The organism is Mycobacterium sp. SMC-21 (assembly GCF_045310825.1).
GTDB lineage: Bacteria > Actinomycetota > Actinomycetes > Mycobacteriales > Mycobacteriaceae > Mycobacterium.
Window position 1 is genome coordinate 41,889 of the sequence record NZ_JBJIAO010000004.1, and the last position, 18,618, is coordinate 60,506.

Annotated in this window: 17 protein-coding genes; 5 read left to right on the top strand and 12 right to left on the bottom strand. The window is 70.2% G+C overall.

Annotation, left to right across the window (positions count from 1 at the left end; genetic code table 11):
- Positions 1-58 precede the first annotated feature (58 nt).
- The 8 genes from ACJH6H_RS05760 to ACJH6H_RS05795 form a co-directional block, all read right to left on the bottom strand.
- The gene (locus ACJH6H_RS05760; protein ID WP_212807799.1) at positions 59-1,252 is read right to left on the bottom strand and encodes an N-acetylmuramoyl-L-alanine amidase; all 1,194 of its coding nucleotides are present in this window, start codon (positions 1,250-1,252) and stop codon (positions 59-61) included.
- Positions 1,253-1,409: 157 nt separating this feature from the next.
- Complete coding sequence (trxA, locus tag ACJH6H_RS05765; RefSeq protein WP_020099879.1) at positions 1,410-1,742, bottom strand: thioredoxin; 333 nt, start codon at positions 1,740-1,742, stop codon at positions 1,410-1,412.
- 40 nt (positions 1,743-1,782) lie between these two features.
- Entirely contained in the window at positions 1,783-2,721 is a 939-nt protein-coding gene (trxB, locus tag ACJH6H_RS05770) for a thioredoxin-disulfide reductase (protein WP_212807798.1), read from the bottom strand.
- Between the two features lie 121 nt (positions 2,722-2,842).
- The gene (locus ACJH6H_RS05775) at positions 2,843-3,604 is read right to left on the bottom strand and encodes a hypothetical protein (protein ID WP_406774431.1); all 762 of its coding nucleotides are present in this window, start codon (positions 3,602-3,604) and stop codon (positions 2,843-2,845) included.
- A gap of 87 nt (positions 3,605-3,691) precedes the next feature.
- On the bottom strand, positions 3,692-4,243 hold the full coding sequence (sigM, locus tag ACJH6H_RS05780; RefSeq protein WP_212807796.1) for an RNA polymerase sigma factor SigM: 552 nt from the start codon (positions 4,241-4,243) through the stop codon (positions 3,692-3,694).
- Between the two features lie 95 nt (positions 4,244-4,338).
- Positions 4,339-7,761 carry a murein biosynthesis integral membrane protein MurJ gene (gene murJ / locus ACJH6H_RS05785; RefSeq protein WP_406774432.1) on the bottom strand — a complete coding sequence of 1,141 codons (3,423 nt, stop codon included), beginning with the start codon at positions 7,759-7,761 and terminating at the stop codon, positions 4,339-4,341.
- Entirely contained in the window at positions 7,758-10,154 is a 2,397-nt protein-coding gene (locus ACJH6H_RS05790) for a hypothetical protein (RefSeq protein ID WP_212807794.1), read from the bottom strand. Before ACJH6H_RS05790 ends, murJ begins: the two co-directional genes overlap by 4 nt.
- Positions 10,151-10,936: an NUDIX hydrolase gene (locus ACJH6H_RS05795; RefSeq protein ID WP_212807793.1), complete on the bottom strand. Its 786-nt coding sequence runs from the start codon at positions 10,934-10,936 to the stop codon at positions 10,151-10,153. Before ACJH6H_RS05795 ends, ACJH6H_RS05790 begins: the two co-directional genes overlap by 4 nt.
- A 123-nt stretch (positions 10,937-11,059) precedes the next feature.
- Here ACJH6H_RS05795 and ACJH6H_RS05800 point away from each other — a divergent pair, with 123 nt between their 5' ends.
- Positions 11,060-12,520, top strand: a complete 1,461-nt coding sequence (locus ACJH6H_RS05800) for a CCA tRNA nucleotidyltransferase (RefSeq protein WP_212807792.1) — start codon at positions 11,060-11,062, stop codon at positions 12,518-12,520.
- An 18-nt stretch (positions 12,521-12,538) separates the two neighbouring features.
- Positions 12,539-13,021, top strand: coding sequence for a pullulanase (locus ACJH6H_RS05805; protein WP_212807791.1), 483 nt, complete (start codon positions 12,539-12,541; stop codon positions 13,019-13,021).
- A gap of 33 nt (positions 13,022-13,054) precedes the next feature.
- Here ACJH6H_RS05805 and ACJH6H_RS05810 read toward each other — a convergent pair whose 3' ends face one another.
- Positions 13,055-13,837, bottom strand: a complete 783-nt coding sequence (locus ACJH6H_RS05810; protein WP_212807790.1) for a TIGR03084 family metal-binding protein — start codon at positions 13,835-13,837, stop codon at positions 13,055-13,057.
- Positions 13,838-14,050: 213 nt separating this feature from the next.
- Here ACJH6H_RS05810 and ACJH6H_RS05815 point away from each other — a divergent pair, with 213 nt between their 5' ends.
- Positions 14,051-14,332, top strand: coding sequence for a hypothetical protein (locus tag ACJH6H_RS05815; protein ID WP_212807789.1), 282 nt, complete (start codon positions 14,051-14,053; stop codon positions 14,330-14,332).
- 113 nt (positions 14,333-14,445) lie between these two features.
- A complete protein-coding gene (locus ACJH6H_RS05820; RefSeq protein WP_212807788.1) occupies positions 14,446-15,024 on the top strand; it encodes a hypothetical protein in 579 nt (192 codons plus the stop codon).
- On the opposite strand, the gene ACJH6H_RS05825 is transcribed toward ACJH6H_RS05820, so the two are convergent.
- A complete protein-coding gene (locus ACJH6H_RS05825) occupies positions 15,021-16,292 on the bottom strand; it encodes an MFS transporter (RefSeq protein ID WP_212807787.1) in 1,272 nt (423 codons plus the stop codon). The two genes, ACJH6H_RS05820 and ACJH6H_RS05825, sit on opposite strands and share 4 nt — an antisense overlap.
- Positions 16,293-16,411: 119 nt before the next feature.
- On the opposite strand from ACJH6H_RS05825, the gene ACJH6H_RS05830 reads away from it, so the two are divergent.
- Positions 16,412-17,032: a YqgE/AlgH family protein gene (locus tag ACJH6H_RS05830; RefSeq protein WP_371824590.1), complete on the top strand. Its 621-nt coding sequence runs from the start codon at positions 16,412-16,414 to the stop codon at positions 17,030-17,032.
- 8 nt (positions 17,033-17,040) lie between these two features.
- Here the strand turns inward: ACJH6H_RS05830 and ACJH6H_RS05835 are convergent, their stop codons facing one another.
- Positions 17,041-17,397: a hypothetical protein gene (locus ACJH6H_RS05835; RefSeq protein ID WP_212807785.1), complete on the bottom strand. Its 357-nt coding sequence runs from the start codon at positions 17,395-17,397 to the stop codon at positions 17,041-17,043.
- Between the two features lie 49 nt (positions 17,398-17,446).
- Positions 17,447-18,466 (bottom strand): LpqN/LpqT family lipoprotein, encoded by a 1,020-nt coding sequence (locus tag ACJH6H_RS05840; protein ID WP_212807784.1) that lies wholly within the window; start codon positions 18,464-18,466, stop codon positions 17,447-17,449.
- Positions 18,467-18,618 lie beyond the last annotated feature (152 nt).

Genomic DNA, 18,618 nt, shown 5'->3' on the forward strand with positions numbered 1-18,618 from the left:
CCAGCCCGCGCACCGAAATGCGGTGGCGTGCATGACGAAAACCCTGAGGGCAGCAGGGCTAGGCGCCGGCCTGGCCGGCCTGCTCGACCGACATCTCGTGAGCCAGCAGCTCGGCGAACGTGAAAGTGCCTGTGGGACGGTCGTTCTTACCCAGCAGGTACAGCCGCTTCACGGCGGCCAGGATGCCTTCGGCGATGGAGTCGCGGTGGCCGGGGGAGGTGAGCAGCTCCCGGTCGTGCGGGTTGCTCACGTAGCCGATGTCGACCTGCACCGTGGGCATCCGGGTGAGCCGCAGCAGGTCCCAGGTGCGGCCGTGGGTGCGGCAGTCACGTAAACCGCTGCGCGCCACGACTTCCCGCTGTATGAAGTCGGCGAGGTTGCGGCCGATGGTGGACACCGAACCGTGCGAGTTGCCGAAGTAGAACGAGGCGACGCCGTTGGCTGCCGGGCTGGGCAGGCTGGCGCACCGCAGGCTGATCATCAGATCGGCACCGACCGCGTTGGCCGTTGCGGCCCGCTCGGCGTCGGCCGGGCTGCCGCTGACAGGGCGCGACAGGAACGTGTCCATGCCGATGGCCGTCATGCGGCCTTCCAGCCGGCTGGCGAGGTCCCACAGGACGTCGGCTTCACTGACCGGGCCGGACGGGCTGGTCATGATGAGCCCGCGGTCGTCGCCGCCGCGGCCCGGATCGATGATGATCCGCTTTCCGGTCAGACGGGGGCCACTGCGCCGGACGAGTTCCTCTTCGCGGATGGCGTGCGGCGAACCGCCGGTGACCCGCGAACCCAGGAAGTACAGCGAGCGCAACGTCTCCGGACCGCAGATGCCGTCGGGGAACATGCCGTACTCGCGCTGGTACGACATCAGGCCGTTGTGGGTCTGCAAGCCGAAATGACCATCGACGAGACCGGTGTAGAAGCCGAGATCCTGCAGCCGGGCCTGCAGGGTGGCGACGTCGTCGCCGTACATCGGGGCACCGAACTGGTGCGAGAGCGTGCGCGCCCCCAGGCGGTACGAGGCCTCTTTCAGCGCGCGGTACGTCGCTTCGCCGACCATGCCGTCGACGAGCAGGCCACGCTGCTGCTGGAAGGCACGCACGGCCTGGTCGAGTTCCTCGTCGAAGAGGTCGAGCGCGACGTGCTTGCCGGTGGTGAGATCCGCGTCGGGACTGTCCAGCAGCCCCAGGGCGGCCAGTGCGGCCCGAATCTCGGTGACCGAACCTCCCCGGTCACCGCGACGCAGTATCGACATTCCTGGCCTTTCAATCACGGACGCCAGGCGGGCGGACAGCTGCGCACTGGCGGGACGCCTGGACCCATTGTCGCAGACGCTCCTCAGGATTCCGCAACTTCACAGGCAGCAGCGGTGCGCCCCGCCGAAACCGGCGGGTGCGCAGCCGCTGATGGGATCAGAGTTCGTCGGCGATTTCGCGCAGCAGGGCGGCCTTGCCCTTGGCGCCGACGATGCGCTTCACCGGCTCGCCGTCCTTGAACAGGATCAGGGTCGGGATCGAGACGACGTTGAAGCTACGGGCGGTCTCGGGGTTGGCGTCGACGTCGAGCTTGGCGATCGTCAGCTCCCCGGCCTTCTCGCCGGCCAGTTCCTCGAGCACCGGGGCGATCATCTTGCACGGTCCGCACCAGGTCGCCCAGAAGTCGACCAGCACCGGGGTGCCGCTCTTGATGACGTCGCTGTCGAACGAACCGTCGGTGACGGTCAGCGTTGCGCTGCCCTCGCTCATGTACTGCTCCTCTCGGGTGAACTCTGTGGGGGAAGGACGATCAGCCGTGGTGCTCGGCGAGCCAGCGCTCGGCGTCGATGGCCGCCGCGCAGCCGCTGCCGGCCGCGGTGATGGCCTGCCGGTAGGTGTGGTCGACCAGATCGCCCGCGGCGAACACGCCGTCCAGCGACGTGCTGGTGGTGCGGCCCTTGACCTGAACGTAGCCCTCGTCGTCGAGGTCGACGAGGCCGCGCACCAGCTCCGACCGCGGGTCGTGGCCGATAGCGACGAACACGCCGGTGACCGGGAGCTTGCTCTCCTCGCCGGTGACGGTGTTGCGCAGCAGCAGCCCGCTGACCTTCGAATCACCTTCCACCGCAACAACTTCGGTGTTGGTGACGAAGGTGATCTTCTCGTTGGCCTGCGCGCGCTCCAGCATGATCCGCGAGGCGCGGAACTCGTCGCGGCGGTGAATCAGCGTCACCGAGCGGGCGAAGCGCGTCAGGAACGTCGCCTCCTCCATGGCGGAGTCGCCGCCGCCGATGACGGCGATGTCCTGATCGCGGAAGAAGAAACCGTCACAGGTGGCGCACGTGCTGACACCCTGGCCGATCAGCTCCTGCTCGCCCGGCACGCCGAGGTGGCGGGCGGCGGCGCCCATCGCGAGGATGACGGCGCGGGCCTGATGGGTCTCGCCGTCGACCGTGACGGTCTTGACGGGTCCGTCGAGGGACACCGCCTCGACGTCCTCCATGCGCAGGTCGGCGCCGAACCGCAGCGCCTGCTCGCGCATCTCCTCCATGAGCTCGGGGCCGGTGATGCCCTCCTTGAAGCCCGGGTAGTTCTCCACCTCAGTGGTGGTCATCAACGCACCACCGAACTGGACACCTTCGAAAACCAGCGGCTTGAGCTGGGCGCGGGCCGTGTACACCGCAGCGGTGTAGCCGGCCGGCCCGGAGCCGATGATGATCACGTCGTGCACGGTGTCTTGGGTGGTCATGGCCGCCTTTCATCTGGCTCTGGTCAGGCTCATACCTGGTCGGCCTGCTGCCAGAGTCGGTACGCCTATAACACCAGGGTAAGTGCCGGTGTTCCCGGCCGTTTGGCGGGCTCCGGGGCGGTCAGCGGCGCGATTGCGCCGGCGGGCCCGGAGCGTCGGGAATGACGGCGTCGGCGGCCAGGCCGGCGTCGCTCGAATTGCAGCCCGGAGACACCACCAGGGCCATCAGAGCGCCGTCGTCGGCTTTCGGGAGCAGCAGGAGCACTTGGGCACGGTCGTGCATCGTCAGGGTGGCCGCGCCGAGGACCGCGGTGGTGGGCGAGTAGCCGAGCCCCGTCAGGCAGGACCGCAGGCGATCCGGTGCGGCGAGCGCGCCCAACTCGGGTGGCCGGCTCCGCAGGTCCAGGATCTGCCGGTCCGGCCACGGCATCCCGGCCTGGCGCTGCACCGTCAGTGACGCCGCCCTGGGACCGGCGGAGACGCGGGCCGGCTCGTCGGGTCCGCCGAACACCACGACGGCGCCGATGCCGACGGCGAGCAGCCCAGCGACGGCCGCGGCGACGACGGCGGGACGTGCCGTGCGCGCGCCGTGGCCGGCGGGCCGACCGGGGACGACGGTGTGGCGCGGCTTCGAGCCGGGGTCGCGCAGGGCCGAGCCGATGCGGGCGGTCGCGTCTGCGGGCAGGTCGGTGGCGGTGGGGTCGTCCGCCAGGTCGTGGACGTCGCGCCGGACCTGTTCGAGTGCGGCGTACCGACGGGCGAGCGCCGGATCGTCGCGGATGCGGCGGCGCAGTCGGGCCGCGGTGGCGTCGTCGAGCAGTCCGGCCTGCAGGTCGGCCAGGAGCTCGAGGGAGACGGACTGATCGGCCTGTTCGTCGTCCACCTGCCGAAGCCTAATCCGGTCGCCGCAGAGACCCGCGGTACACCGTCGCCGGTGATCGGGGCGAAAACGTCACGTGACCGGCACCCGTCAGTCGGCGAGGTGGGCGAGCGACTGCGCGAGTTTCGCGCGCGCCCGCGAGCAGCGGCTCTTCACGGTGCCCTCCGCGATACCCAGCATCGCCGCGGTCTCGGCGACCGAGTAGCCCTGCATGTCGACGGCGACCACGGCCGCCCGCTGTTCGACCGGCAGCCGCAGCAGCGCCCGTTCGATGACGATGGTGGTCTCGATCCGGTGCGCGGGGTCCGCGGTTCGGCAGGTGGCGTCGCTGAGCTCTTCGGCACGGTGAAACTTGTTGTGCCGCAACCGGTCCAGGCACGAGTTCACGACAATGCGGCACAGCCAGCTGCGCACCGAACTGTCGTGCCGGAACCGCGGCGCGTGCCGGTGGGCCTTGAACAGCGCGTCCTGCAGGGCGTCCAGCGCATCCTGCGGGTCGTGGCTCGTCAGGCGGGCGAGCCGGTACAGCTGGTGCCGGTGTCGGTAGAACAGTTCCTCGAACGCGTACCGCTCACCGGCGATGTGCGCCGCGAGCAACTCTGCGTCTGATGCGTCCGACTGTGGCGCCCCGAAACTCCCCACTTCCGAACCATAAATCGGGTCCGGGAACGCACCCGACGCGAATTGACCGGAACCGTCCCGACCTGCACAGATGGCCCGTGGACCCTGTGGATAACTTACGCGGCAGCCTTCACGACCACGTTGGAGATGTCGGTCTTGCTCTTGCCGTCGACGGTCCCCAGCGTGGAGATCCAGATCAGCAGATGCTGCGTCGGCTGCGCGTTGCTGATCGTGATCGTGTTGGAGCCGGTCTTCATGGTCGCCGGTTGCGTCAGCACGGTCGTGGCGTCCAGTGAGGACGGGTTGGCGGTTTGCGCCGACCGGATCTGGATCGCGGTGCCGGTGCTGGTCAGGTTCAGGCTGACCGACGCGACCGTGGTCGCCTGGGGCAGGTTCAGCATGAGGCCGACGCCGCTCTTGAACCCGGGGAACGGCGTGGGATCGGTGTAGACGTCCGTCGACCATGCGTCACCGGGCGCGCCGGTGATGGCCTTGCCGGCGGTTTCGGGGGAGTCCGCGCCGCCGCCGGGCGAAAAGACCGTCACACCAACGGGTTTCACCACATTGCCGGGGGTCGGGGCACCGCTCGTGGTGGGGCGCTGGCTGTTGAGGCCGAGCTGCTGCTTGTCCAGGCCGCCGCCGACGTCGCCGAAGATGCCCTTGAGCACCGACGCCAGCACCAGCAGTGCCACGAGCAGGATGGCTCCACCGACACCCACCCCGATGAGCAGTGCCTTGCGCCGCTTGGCGGCCGCTTCGAGTTCCGCCGCGTCCTCGGACTCGGGGCCCTGCGAGCTGTCGACGGGCTCGAGCAGCTCGGTGGTGTCGGCGACGGTGGTGGCCTGCTGGAGCAGATTCAACAGCGTTGGGGCCGAACGGATTCCGCCACCCTCCTGCACGGCCCGGGCGGCCGCGGCGGAGATCTGGAAGGGGATGGTCCCGTCGACCGCGCGGGGCTCGATGGGCTGGCCCGCGCTGTTCTGTGTCGCGGGCAGCATGCCGCTGAGCGCGCCGGCCTCGGGCAGCGGCCACCGGTTGATCAGCAGCGCGTACAGCGTGGCGCCGATGCCGCGGATGTCGTCCTCGGGTGTGGCCGACGGCAGCGTGCCGGGGAAGGCGAGCACCACGTCGCCCTCGATGCTGACCCGGATCCGGCCGGGATGATCGATCGACAACGCGACGCCGGCCCGGTGTGCGGATTCGGCCGTCGACGCCAGGGACTGGATGGCGCGGGCCCCGCCCATCGGCGACGGATCCGTCGCGGCCACCTCGGCGAGCGAACCGCCGCGGATCCATTCGCTGACCACCAGGCCACCGTGGCCGAGTCGGGTGACGTCCAGGATCCGGGCCAGCCCCGGCCCCTCGATGTGGCTCAGTTTGCTTGTCCGGGTGAGGATTTCCTGGACCATCGATTGCGGGAGCGCGCCGTCGTGGTCGACGAACGTCAGCGCGACCTGGCGGTCGAGCGCGATGTCGAGCGCGTGCCAGAATTGCAGATCCGGGGGACCGCCGTGGAAGACGAGCAGGCGGTAGCGACCGTCGGCGACGACGGCGCCGGCCCGCAGGGCGACATCGTCGCTGCCGCCGCCTGACGTATCCGAGATGGGGGCGGATCCCTGGTCCGCGGGTGCGTCGGTCACCGCAAATCCTTTCCGAAGCCCGCCCGTGGTACCAGTGCCCCGGTTTGCCCCGCCAGTGGCGGACGCGCCGGGCCGCGGTGGTACCGGTGATGAAATGCCGTGTCCAGGGTACGGGACCGAGGTCCGCCGGGAGTCCGGTACAGCCGAGCTGACCTGGACTGCGGGGGTCGGTGTCGGGGCGCCGCGGCCCAGCCGGCGTTTCACGAAAGCCACTGCGGCCAGGGCGTCGGGCACCTTGGCTGCTACCAGCACCGTCACGATCACCGGGAGCATGATCACGCCGAGCAGAACCAGGCGCAGCAACGATCCGGCGGCGCCGCCGTGCTCGGTGAGCCGGTCGAATCCCAGCAGTTTGTCGGCGAGATAAGCGAGCAGGCCCGATCCCAGGGAGGCGCAGACGGTCACCAGGATGGTCCGGATCACCGGCAGCTCGATCATCCGGCCGCGCGGCGGCCGCAGTGCCGACCGCAGCAACACGTAGCCCACGGTCGCACCGGCCAGGAAGCCCAGGCCGTTGGCCAGGCCCAGGTAGCCGGCCACGAGCTCCCGATCGTCGGTCAGGTGCGGCGCGATCAGCGAGCCGACGATCTTCACCACGGTGATCACGACGATCAGGACGATCGGGATCCAGGGTTGCTCGCGGGCATAGAACACCCGAAGTTCCAGCAACAGCATGGAATACGGGATCAGGGTGAACGCCGACAGCGTGATGGCCATGCCGAGATAACCCGCGTCGGTGGCACCGAAGTTGCCGTACGCGAACAGGGCGCTGCCGATGGCGGGGCCGCCGACGGTCATGAAGGCGACGATCGGGATCAGCGTCACCATGGTCAGCCGGGTGGCGAGCGAGAAGTCGGCGAGTACCGCAGGGTTGTCGTTCGCGGCGGCGTTGCGCGACAGCCGGGGCATCACCACGGTCAGTACCGTCACGCCGATCATGCCGAACGGCAACTGCAGCAGCAGCCAGGCGTAGTTGTAGATCGCCGGGCCGGATGCGGCTGCGTGGCTGGCGATCTCGTTGCCGACGATCAGCCCGATCTGGCTGATCAGGACGTACAGCATCATCGCGATGGCCATGGTGCCGAACTTCTTGAGCCGGTCGTCGATACCCCACAGCGGCCGCAGGTCGACGCGATGCTGGCGCAGGGAGTACAGCAGGATCCCGGCCTGGGCCACGACGCCGAGCGTGGTGCCGATGCCGAGCACGAGCAGCTTGGCGTTGCCCATCTCGACGGGGTCGATCGAGAGTTCGCCCGGGACAAGCACATACACGCACAGCGTGATGATCGCGACCACGTTGTTGAGCACCGGCGCCCACGCCGGCGGCCCGAACACGTTGCGGTTGTTCAGGATTGCCATGTAGACCGAGGTCAACCCGTAGAAGATGATCTGCGGCAGCAGCAGATACGCGAAGGCGGTGGTGAGCGGCTCGTTGACCTGTGGGTCGCTGCCCAGCATCAGCCGCACCAGCAGCGGTGCCGCCGCGACCGACAGCACCGTCGTCAGCAGCAGCAGCGCGGTGGCGAGCGTGACCAGCCGCCGCACGAACGCGGCGCCCCCGTCGGCGTCGTCGCGTTCGGCGCGGGCCAGCACCGGCACGAAGATCGCGGTGAAGGTCGCCTCCAGCACCAGGGCGGCCACCATGTTCGGCAGCTGGTTGGCGACGGTGAACGAACTGGACAGGGCCGCACCGAGGATCGCGGCGAGCAGCACGATGCGCAGGAACCCGGTGATGCGGCTGACCAGCGTGGCGAAGGCCATGCCCCAGGACCGGGAGACGACGGCGGCGTCGGACAGCTCGGCCCGCCGGGGCGGTGGGGCGGCGGCAGTGTTGGCCGCGGCGTTCGGGCGGGGTGGCGCGCCCAGCGGCCGTTGATTCGCTCGGCGAGCCTCGCTCATGAGTCCTCCGGGGCGTGGGCGATGGCGGTGTCGAGCGGATCGGGCCGGATGGGCCGGCTGTGGTGCGGCCGGTCCAGGTCGGCGCGGTCGGGCTGCCCGCGGAACCGGTGCCACAGCCGCCGGCCGGCCAGCAGGAACAGCACGGCGCCGGCGGACAGGGTGATGAAGAACAGCACCTTGCCGTAGGCGTTGGAATGCACCGACAGCCGGACCGGTTCGCCGAGCGTCAGCCCGTTGACCGTGCGCAAGGAGACGTCGACCGCGACGCGCTGGGTGAAATGCACCTCGATCGGTACCCGCAGCGGCAGGTAGCCCGGCGGCAGTTCGATCTCACCCATGTCGGTGACGGTCATGCCCGGTGGCGCGTCGATGACCAGCCGCACGCGGATCGGCACGGGCAGGTCGTTGCGCAGGGCCAGGGGGAGGGGACTGCGTTCGGTCGCCAGCGTGTACGAGCCGCCGGGGTTGACGACGGTGACGCCGTGGAACAGGTCGTCCATCGTGCGCTGCGTGGTGCTGACGCGCTCCTGGGCCATGGCTTCGCGGACGGTCGGCGGCACCGACTGCGTCAGCGCCCGCAGCATGTCCTCCCGCAGCGGCGCCGTGTACTGGTCGCCCGTCAGACCCGTCTGGGTGTTGACGGTCAGCGCGGCGGTCAGGCCCCAGATTCGTTCCATGGTGGTCGAGATCTGGCTGGTGATGCCGTCGCCGTAGCGGGCCTTGGGGTTGCCGGTGCCGTTGTCCGGCGGGGTGGCCGTCTGCGTCGGCGGCAGCTCTTGTGCTTCGGCGATCACCGCGGGCATCGGGCGGGCGACGGCGAGGCCGGAGTGGATCGCCGTGGCGACCGACGTCAGGATCGCCTGGGCGTCGTCGGGCGTCACGTCCCACGCCAGCGGCGGCATCAGGATCTGGTTTCGCGGTTGGGCGTCGGGTTGCAGCCCACGCCACAGCACCGAGGCGATGGCGTCCTGGCGCCGTGCCACCTGCGAGTCGTGGTTGAGCGGTACCCGCAGTGAGGTGTCCAGGTATCCCGGCGAGATCGGGGTCCGGCCCGCGCCGGCCAGGGCCGCGGCGACGCACGGGTCGAACGGCGCCACGGTCACTTTGTCGCTGTAGCGGCGGGGCGCGGTGTCGGCGGGATTCGCGGCGTCGTCGGCGGTGATGGGCGCCGCGGCGATCGCGACGGTCGGATCGGGCTGCGCCGACAGCAGCCGCACCGCCGGGCCGGTGAGCGGGCCGTCGCCGACGACCGTCGCGCCGCGCAGGGACTGGATGCCGAGCAGCTGGTTGACGATGGGCCCGGCATCGGTGGTGGCGGTGGTGTTCAGGGCGGCGTCGCCGACGCGCTGCAGCGCGCGTAGGTCGGCCTGGGCGTACACCGTTGGGGTGACGCACACCCGTTGGGCGAGCTGCCGCAGCCGGTTGAGCCATTCGGTCGCGGCCTGCTGGCCGGTGCCCGGGTGGGTGGGTGAGTTGAGGCCGGCCTCCGGGTCGTCGGTCACGACGTAGCCGCCGCTCATCGCGTTGACGGTGATCAGCAGGTCGGGGTCGACGGCCAGGCACATCGCGCCGCGCATGAGGCCGCCGGGATCCACCTGGTCGTTGGTGGCGAAGTCCGCCGCGGCGAGCAGGGTGTCGAGGCGGCCGCCGTTGGCCAGGGAGGCGGCGAGGTCGTCGTCGGCGAGGCGGGCCGGTTCGGTGCGTCCGGGGACGCCGGCCGCCAGGTGCGGACGGTCGGCGAGCGGCCAGAGCAGAGTCAGTGCGACGGGATGTGCGGTGTCGGGTGGCACGACGGCGTCGATCGGCTGCTGGCCGGTGCCACTACCGCTGCCCGCAGCGGGCGGAGTGGCGGGTACGCCGAGCACCGGCAGCAGGAAGCGGGCGTCGTCGAGCCGGGCGGCCGACCCGTAGTCGGGTGTCCCGTTGACGTTGACGAGCAGCGGATACACACCCGGACGGTCGATGCCGAGGGCGGGATGGTCGGCCGAGCGCACCGGGTACGCGAGCCGGAACGGCACGCTCTGCCCGCGCGCGAGATCCTGCGACACCGTGGTGAAGTCGCCGACGGCGGAGAAGTCTGTCGGCTCCCCGGACAGCGTCGTCCGCAGCCCGGATGACGACGTCACCGCTGCCGCGTGCTCGAGGCGCACCATGACGTCGTGCACCGGGCGGTCACCGACATTGGTGACGGTGCCGCTGACCGTCACCACCGGCTCGCTCGTGGTGGTGACCACGTCGGGGGTGACGTGGTCGATGCGCAGTTGCAGGAACGTCGTCCCGCCCGGTTCGCCTGCCGACGAATGCGGCGTGATCGGGGCGGTGAGCAACAGCAACAGGGCGGTGACTGCCAGGACGCGCAGGAGAACTGTCGAGGCCGCCAACCTGACCTTCACGACCCGGGTCCGCAGCCGTTCGCGCGGCGGCCGGGTTGGGTATGGGCGGAGTCGTCGGTGCGATGGTTCCGCGTGCGGGAATGGGTCTGTGGGCGGCGGCGCGGCGCGGTGCGCGGCAGCGGCGGCAGGGCGCCCGGTCCATCGGTGTGCAGTTTGTCGATCAGTTCGCCGGCCACCTCGGCGAGCTTGCGCTCGTCGGCGTAGGCCAGGCGGGACGGCAGTTCCCGAAGCGGCACCCACGCCACTTCGGTGACCTCGACGTCGTCGTCGGAGAGTTCACCGCCCAGGAATCGCATCAGGTAATGGTGCACTGTCTTGTGCACGCGCCGGCCCTCGGTCACGAACCAGTAGTCGATGCTGCCGAGCGCGGCCAGCACGCTGCCCTGCAGTCCGGTCTCCTCGGCGACCTCACGGATGGCGGTCTGTTCGGCCGTCTCGCCGAGTTCGATGTGCCCCTTGGGCAGTGACCACAGCATGCGGCCGCGGCGGTCGATGCGGCCGATGAGTGCCGCCTTCTGGGTGTCTTTGGGGCCGTCGAGGCCGTCGATCACCAGCCCGCCGGCCGATGTCTCGTGGACGGTGCGCAGCCGGTCGTTGTTCGACTTGCGGGCGGCGGGAGTGGCGGGAGCCGCCGCCGGGGCCGCTTGTGCGGTGCCGTTGCGGGGCGCAGCGGCCGAATCGGTGTCGGTGCCCTGGGTGTTGTCGCTGGGCGGACCTGCCGAGCGTCGACCGCGACGTCGCCCGCGGCGTCGTCGTGGTTTGGCACGCTCGCCTTCCGACACCCAAGCGATAGTAGCTGCTCAGGTTGGGCGCTCTGTCCCCACTCGCCGGTCAGTGGCCCAGTTGTGACCGTGCCGCGATGGTCGGTACCAAACCGTGGGGTGGGCGCATTAGGCTCATCGGACGTGCCGAACGAAGCAAGTACCGATGCCGCGTTGCTGACCGCTGCCGCGGTCGCACTGAACAAGCATGCGGGTTTGCTCGTAGACCTCGGGCGCGTGTTCGCCGCGGCCGGTCACGACCTGTACCTGGTGGGCGGCAGTGTGCGCGACGCGCTGCTCGGCCGTGACCTGAACGACCTGGACTTCACCACCGACGCCCGTCCGGCCGAGTTGCAGAAGATGCTGCGCGGCTGGGCAGAAGCGTTGTGGGACACCGGGATCGAGTTCGGGACCATCGGGGCGGCCAAGTACGGGCAGCGCATCGAGATCACCACCTTCCGCGCCGACAGCTACGACCAGGTGTCCCGCAATCCCGAGGTGGTGTTCGGCGACCGGCTCGAGGACGACCTGGTGCGCCGGGACTTCACCGTGAACGCGATGGCCGTCCGGATCAACCCCGACCTGCCCGGCGGCATCGGTGAATTCCACGATCCGCTGGGCGGGCTCGCCGCGTTGGCGGACAAGGTGCTCGACACCCCGTCGGCGCCGCAGGTGTCCTTCGGTGACGATCCGCTGCGGATGTTGCGGGCCGCCCGCTTCGTCTCACAGCTGGGGTTCTCGGTGGCGCCACGCGTTCTGGAGGCCCTGATCGAGATGGCGCCGCAGCTGGGCCGGATCACCGCCGAGCGGGTGGCCGCGGAGCTCGACAAGCTGATGCTCGGCGCCGATCCGATGGCCGGTGTGGATCTGATGGTGCAGACCGGACTGGGCGACGTCGTGCTGCCCGAGGTCGGTGCCATGCGAATGGCGATCGACGAGCACCATCAGCACAAGGACGTCTACCACCACTCGCTGACGGTGCTGCGGCAGGCGATCGACCTCGAGGACGAGGGACCCGACCTGGTGCTGCGCTGGGCTGCGCTGCTGCACGACATCGGCAAGCCCGACACCCGCCGGCACGAGCCCGACGGTGGCGTCAGCTTCCACCACCACGAGGTGGTCGGCGCGAAGATGACGCGCAAGCGCATGCGCGCGCTGAAGTACTCCAAGCAGATGGTCGACGACGTCTCGCAGCTGGTGTATCTGCACCTGAGGTTCCACGGCTACGCCGACGACAAGGGCACCGGCAAGTGGACGGACTCGGCGGTGCGGCGGTACGTCACCGACGCCGGGCCGCTGCTGAGCCGGCTGCACAAGCTGGTGCGCGCGGACTGCACCACCCGCAACCGTCGCCGGGCGGCGCGGTTGCAGGCCAACTACGACGGTCTCGAGCGGCGCATCGAGGAGCTGGCCGCGAAGGAGGATCTGGCTCGGGTGCGGCCGGACCTCGACGGCAACGAGATCATGACGCTGCTCGGCATCCCGGCCGGGCCGCAGGTCGGCGAGGCGTGGCGGTTCCTCAAGGAGCTCCGGCTGGACCGCGGCCCGCTGTCGCACGACGAGGCCGTCGCCGAATTGCAGAAATGGTGGAACGCCAGAGGCTGATCAGCCGTCTATTCAGGTATGGACTATTGCCTGAGTGACGGGGACGGGTCGGCGTCGTGGTGGCCGGGGGAGCCGGCGGTGGACGCCGACGGCGACGGCACGCTGGACGGTGTGCGGCTGGACGTGGACGGCGACGGATTGTTCGACGACGCGCTGGCCGACTTCGACGGGGACGGCCGGGCCGACCATGCCGTGATCGATGTCGACGGCGCGCGCAGGTCGTTCACCGACGACGGATCGGGTACCTGGGCGGTGGGGTCGGGGCTGCGGTGGTTCGGCCTGGACGGCACCGAGCAGAGCGGGGGAGCGGTCGTCGACTTCGACGGTGACGGTGCGGTCGACGACCGGCTGATCGACGCCGACGGCAACGGACTCGCGGACCGCGTGCTGGCCGGGCCGGTGGCGTACGCGGACACCGACGGCGACGGGCGGTGGGATGTCCAGCTGTCCGATTCCGACGGCGATGGCGCGGCCGACTCGGCCGGCGCGATCCAGCGTTGACCCTGTCAGCGGCGCCGGGTCAACGGCGCGAACTCAGCCCCGGCCCGCTCCCGGCGGGCCGGCGAAGGCCTGGGCGATGGTCAGCCACTTCTGGGCGTCGTCGCCGACGGCCTTGACGTCGAGTTCGCGTAGCGGCCGCCGCTGAGTGACCAGCAGGCAGAAGTCCTCGGCCGAGCCCGTGACCCGCTGCGCGGCGTCGTCCGGACCCCAGGTCCACACCGAGCCGTCGGGCGCGGAAAGTTCCACGTGAAACACCTCGGCCGGCGGGGTCAGCTCGTGGAGCGTGAACGCGAAATCCCTTGTCCGAACGCCGATGTGCGCGATCGACTTGAGCCGGACCGTCGGCTCACGCCGGACGCCGAGCGTGTCGGCGACGTCGGCGCCGTGCGCCCAGGTCTCCATCAGCCGTGCGCTTGCCATGGACGCGGCGCTCATCGGCGGGCCGAACCACGGCAGCTTGCGGCCGTCGGCGACACCTTCGAGCTCGTCGTGCAACGTGTTCCGGGTGGCGCGCCACTGCGCCAGCATCTCCGCCGGCGGGGTCTGCGCGAGTTCTTCGGCCGCCACGTCGACGAAGCCGAGCGGGTTCTTCCACGCCTCGGTGAGCGTCGCGGCGAAGGCCTCCTCGTCGGTCACCGCCAGCACCGACACCTTGTCGGTCCACCACAGATGCGCGATCTGGTGGGCGATGGTCCAGCCCTCGGCCGGGGTCGCAGTGGCCCACTCGGCGGGTGGCAGGTCGGCGACCAGGCGGTCCAGGTCGTCACTTTCGGCACGCAGATCGGCGATGACACCGGCAGCAGCATTGGGGGCCATGGCAGCACCCTAGACGGTACCGCTGGTCCGACTTCGCCGGGCCGCTTCTCGCAGCGTTCAAACAGGTCTCAACCAGGCAATCAACAGGAACTTGTCAGTTTCGGGAACTCCGCGGACGTTTGCCGCGACTATCCGAGCCGGAAGGTGCCAGCGCGGAACCGGTTGCGAACCGCGTCACCGTGCGCACGAATCGACTTGGAGGAGATAGGAATCATGCAATCGACCCGACTGGCGAGAGCAGCGATCGGCGGCTGGCTGGTGGCTGCGTGTCTGTTTGCTGTCACGCCGACCGCCCTCGTCGGGGCACATCCCGGGCACGACCACGGCGGTTCCAGCGACGGCGGAGGTTCGTCGGACAGCGGTGGTGCCAGCCGCGGCGGGTCCGCGGCAGGTGGCGCCGGCAAGAACAAGCGTGCCAAGTCGTCGTGCCCGGGCGGCGAGCTCCGGCAGGCAGCCAACGTCTGCGGATCGGCGGGTGCGGCCTCGGGTCGCTGAGCGGCGTTCCGGCGCCGCCGCGATCGGCGCCATCTTCGAGACGGCAAACCTGCGCGTCTTCAAGTGATTTCACCGGGCTTCGTCATGCCCGGATGGACTAGAGAGAGGCAAAAATGTCCGCAATCAACCGCTGCATACCGAATCTTGCCGGCGCCGCCGTGGTCGGCGCGTTGGTGGTGATCGGCTCACCCGGTGCCGGCGTGGCAAGTGCCCACGGCTACAGCACCGAATCCGGTGACGCGGTGGGCCGTCCGGGTTTGAAGAACCCGGCGCCGGAGTTACGGGTGGTGCAGGCCGTCGGTGACCGCGTCTTCAACCAGAGCACCCCGGCGAACCGGGCGCTGGACAACTCGGCCGTCGGCGCGTACTACCACGACCGGGTCGGGACACCGAACTACGAGACGCCGACCCATGGCAGCAATGGCGACTACCAAACCCTCCTGAACAGCAACAAGGTGCTCGGCGGCGCGCCCGGCAAGATGTACGACTTCGCGCAGGCACACGGGGCGGACCTGCCCGATGAGGCGGACCTGGACGCTTCGGCCCTGCGCCGCCTGAGTGGCGCTCCGGCGTCGGAGCACCACACGCACGCGGTGTCGGTGTCGGGGCACACCGCGGCGGCGACCGTGACATCGAGCAAGTGCGGCAAAGCCGTTGGCGCGACGTCGATCAGCGCACAGGGCAGCTGCTAGGAGCGCTTGCCCAGCGTCGCGTGCAGGGCCAGGCCCACAAGGTAGACGACGGCGCCGGCGGCCATCAGGGCCGAGGACTTGCCGTCGTCCGGGATCACCGCCGCCGATGCCGTGATCGCGACGATGAACGCCATCCAGAACAGCGCGTCCTGGACCGCGAACACGTGGCCGCGCAGGGCGTCGTCGACGTCGAGCTGCATCGCCGAGTCGGCGCACAACTTGACCACCTGCCCGGCCGTGCCCAGCACCAGACTGCAGGCGATCAGGACCGGTATCTGGAGGCCGACGCCGGCGAGTTGAACCACGGCCGCAATGGCGAGGGCGCCGTTGGCGGTCGCGTAGCGACCCCAGCGGCGCACCGCGGTCGGCATGACGACATTGCCGAGGAACGACCCGAGGCCCGCGGCGGCGACGAACACAACGGTCACCGCGAACCCGGCGACGTGTTCGCCGCCGCCGTGCCGGACGATCACCAGCACCATCAGGGTGTTGATGCCGAACACCATCCGGTGCGCCGCCAGACCGGTCAGGGTCGCGGTCACGGTCGGCACGTTCGCCACCGACCGCAGGCCGTAGACCCAGCCGGTGATGACGGCGTAGGCGACCGAGCCGTGGACCGCGCGGGCGCTGTCGTCAGGTCCGAGGAGATGCCGGTGGAAGCGCACCGACAGCCACAGCGCCACCGCGACGGCCAGCGCCGCCAACCAGATCACCACGGCCGAGCTGGTGTCGCCCGCACCCAGCAGCCATCGGGGCAGCAGCATCACGTTGGCGCCGACGAACGCCGAGACGGCGCCGCACGCGGTCGCCACCGAGTTCATCGACACGACGTGTTCGGTGGGCACCACGTGCGGCAGTGCGGCCGACAGCCCGGACGAGACGAAGCGGGTGAAGCCGTTGACGATCAACGCGCCGAACAGGATCCACTGGTCGGTCGCGGCGTTGGCCAGCAGCGCGCCGACGCAGATCATCACCAGCAGCCGGCCGAGGTTGGCGGCGATGAGCACCTGCCGGCGGTCCCAGCGGTCGAGCAGCGCGCCGGCAAACGGACCCAGCAGCGAGTACGGCAGGTACAGCGCGGCGAAGGCGCCGGCGATGGCCAACGGGGTGGCCTGGCGTTCCGGACTGAACAGCAGGCCGCCCACCAGGCCGGCCTGGAAGAGTCCGTCACCGAATTGGCTGACCGCGCGCAGTTCCAGCAGCCGGCGGAAGTCCGGTAGGGCCTGCACCGCATGCAGGACGACGTGGTGGGGACGGCTGGCGGTCACTGGGATGTTCGTGTCCTGAATTTGGGAGTGCCGGGCGTGGTTGAAGCGACCCGCTCCACAGTACAAATATCCCGGCGGGCCGTGTGCGTTGGTCACGGCGACGGCTCTCAAGTGCCATGATGGAGGGCGTGGCGCAGTCAGAGGAACCGGAGGATTACCGCGATTTCGCTCCCGCCTCGCATGGGATTCGGGCGGGGACACTGCTGCTCGCCAACACCGACCTGTTGGAGCCGACGTTCCGGCGCAGCGTCATCTACATCGTCGAGCACAACTCCGGTGGCACGCTCGGCGTCGTCCTGAACCGGCCCAGCGAGACGGCCGTCTACAACGTGCTGCCGCAGTGGGCGAAGCTCGCGAAGAAGCCCAAGTCGATGTTCATCGGCGGTCCGGTGAAGCGCGATTCCGCGCTGTGCCTGGCGACCCTGAAGGTCGGCGTCGATGTGTCGTCGGTGCCCGGCCTGCGGCATGTGCAGGGCCGTATCGCGATGGTCGACCTGGACGCCGATCCCGACGAGATCGAAAGTGCCGTCGAGGGCGTCCGGATCTACGCCGGCTACTCGGGGTGGTCGGTCGGTCAGCTCGACGGTGAGATCGAGCGCGACGACTGGATCGTACTGTCGGCGTTGCCGTCGGACGTCCTCGTGGGACCGCGGGTGGATCTGTGGTCGCGGGTGCTACGACGTCAGCCGATGCCCATGGCGATGTTGGCGACGCACCCGATCGACGTGAGCCGGAACTAGCGGCGAATTCAGCTGCAGGACAGCGTGCAGCTGGCGCAGCTGCCGGCGCAGCCGTCACCGGCGGGCGCGTTGTCCCGGGCCATCATGGCGGCCCCGGCCTTGGCGCCCTGGTAGCAACCGGCCGCGAAGGTGCCGACGGCGCCGATGACGCACACCATCAGGACCATCACCCCGGTGCTGCGCGGCGCGACGAGCGCGACGACACCACCGGCGGCGAGCATCGCGGCCGTCGCGAGTTGGATCGGTGCCACCGAGCGCAGCACGCGCGGCACAGTGTCGGTCGAGGGGGGCCGGCTCAGCGACCAGGCGCCGACGCCCGCGGTCACCACGGCCGCGCACAGGCACAGCACGGCGGCGATCAGCATGCGTCTCAGGATAGGGGCGGCCGGGCGGCCGCTCCAAACCGGCGACCGGTCAGCGGCCCAGCCCGGGGATCGACGCGGTGAGCGGTACGGCTCCGGCGGTGTGCGCCGGGACGGCGGCCGGTGCGGGAACCATCGGCGCGGCCGGAGCCGGGACGGGTGCCGGTGCGACGGGCACGGCAGCGGGTGCGGGTGCCGCGGCGGGCGCACCCGGCGCGCTGACCTTGAACCCGTTGACGATGGCGTCGGTGGCATTGCCGGACGCGACGGTCACCTGCGCACTCGTGGTCACCGACAGCGTCACCAGGTAGCGGTCTGTGCCCGACGTCGCGATGACGTGCCGCCGCGAGGTGTTCAGCGTCAGGTTGTTCTCGCGGTAGGTGCCCTCGATGATCGACGACGGCATGCCATAGAAATCGGCCATCGAACCGTCGGTGGACCGCCACGCGACCTGCTGCTGGCTGTCGATGAAGCCGTGGCTGATGGCTTCGCGCGGGTCGAAGTCGCCGACCAGCTTGTAGACCTGCAGCGCGGCGTTCGAGGTGTAGAGGCCGTCGCCGCCGACGCGGTCGGCGATCACGGCGAACGCGTCGGGCACGTTCGGGTCGGGCACCGCGGCCCAGCCCGGCGGCACCGGCAGGACGATGTTCAGTGCGGTGAAGCCGGCGGCGGTCTGCCGCTGCATGGCGACGTTGTGGGCGCGGAAGAACTCGGCGATGGTGCCCGAGGCAGCCGGGGCGATGGCGGGTGCGGGCGCCGGCGCCGGGGCGACGACCGGCTGCGCCACTGCGGGCTGGGGAAGCGTGGCCGGCTGGGGAAGCGTCGCCGGCTGGGGTACGCCCGCGGGCTGACCTGCGGGGATGAACGCGGGTCCGGCCGGCTGGGCGGCAGCCACCGGCGCCGGGGCGGCCTGCACCGTGACCGTCTGGGTCACCGTCGCCGGTGCCGGGACGACGGGTTGGGGCGGCAGGGGATCGGCGGATGCGGTGTTGCCTGCGAAGCCGACGACGCCCGCCAGGCCCGCGGCGACACCTCCTGCCAGAAGCCGCCAGTGGCGGGCGTTCTCGAACATGTGGCGCCGGTCCTTCCGCTTCACTTCTGTCTCACGCGTTGCACTGGAGCCGACTGTAGGTAGGTGGGCGCAGTGCCCACCAGATCCGGCGCGCACCTGCAACCGTGCTCTGACCGCACTGCAACGGAACCGAGACCAACGCCTATCGGCTG